Raw genomic sequence first — 1,435 nt, forward strand, 5'->3', positions numbered from 1 at the left:
GACAGCCGGAAAATTCCAGCTTCCGGCGGTCCAAGGTTGGGGAGCAGTACACAAACCCGCAGACTCTCGTTATGAATGAGGGAGCCTTGGGGGGCAGGTCATCTCTCGGGATTCTGGAGAGCCAAGTCCGGGATTATGAACGCGCACAGCGCGTCATCGATGCCTATGAAGCGCAAATACTGACGCTGGATGCGATCTTCGAGCGTTTCGTCACGGTCCAGAACGCGGCCTTTCAATCGGTTCTTGATACGATCATTGCCGATGTCGGGAAATTCTATGCCAAGCTCCACCCCGATGAGAGCGTCGATAACGTTCGCCTGACGATGGTGGGTGAGGAAGGGGTCGAGTTTCAGTATGCCTTCCACGGCCACGAGGTTCAGCCGCCACGGAAATATTTGAGCGAAAGCCATCTGAATTCTCTGGGCGTGGTGCTATTCCTCGCCAATGCCCGCATCTTCAATAAGCAAGCGAAGTTTCTGGTGCTCGATGACATTGTCACCAGCTTCGACACGTCCCACCGGCGCCGGTTGCTGCGCCTGCTGCGGGACGAATTTTCCGACTGGCAGATCATCATTCTGACCCACGAAAGTGTCTGGTTCGAAATCATCAAGAAGGAGATGGCCCAGCACGGCTGGAAGTTTCATGAAGTCCGTGCGGACGGCCCAAACGGCATTGTGTTGGACGACTCCCCAACCAGCCTCAAAGAGATCATTGCGCAGAAGAAGGGCAAAGATGACGTCACCAATGATCTGCGTAAGCTCCTGGAGTTAGTGCTCAAAGAAATCTGCGCCTCACTGGAAGTCAAAGTAGCCTTTCGTTTTAATGAGTGGAATGAAAAGCGCATGGCCGACGAGTTAATTAGCCAGCTTCGATCCGCGCTCGGTGACAAGTCTCCCGATCTCAAAAAGCATGCTGTGTTTTCTGATCTGGCCGGGTCCGCGCTCGTGGCCAATCTCGTGTCGCATGACAACACGGACAAGATAGTTGGCGAAGATATCGATTTCCTCCTGGAGGACATCGAGAAGCTTGCCGCACTCTTCACTTGCGCCGAATGCGATCGCTACATTTCGGCGAAGATTGAAGTCCCCGGCGAGAAAACTATTTCCTGCAAGTGCGGAAAAACTCGAATCCCTTGGAATAGGATTCGAGCCCAACATTTATCGAAAGAAAATTTGGGTGGTTTTCAACCGGCGATTGGCGACGTTTCCGAACCTTTCTGGGCCACGGAGACGAACGTCCAGCCTGCTCACCGTTCGACTGCAACACCCATGTCTTGGAGCCTTGATTACCCTCGTTATGTGCAAGCGCAACGAGTGACCGCTTCCCGCCCTTTCGGCAAAATGATCGATATGTGTGCCGTAGTTTCACTATGAGACCGGACAGACATTGATGTGACTATTCTGGTCTACTGCTGGGTCAGGTGACGATCCAAGAC

The 1,435-nt window shown here is 53.2% G+C and carries 1 pseudogene; it reads left to right on the forward strand.

Features of this window, described 5'->3' with window-relative positions:
• Window positions 1-1,373: pseudogene (locus tag AC04PT_RS20060) on the forward strand (hypothetical protein); the annotation flags it as partial.
• Between the last annotated feature and the right edge of the window lie 62 nt (window positions 1,374-1,435).

The organism is Litorisediminivivens sp. KMU-197 (assembly GCF_056858395.1).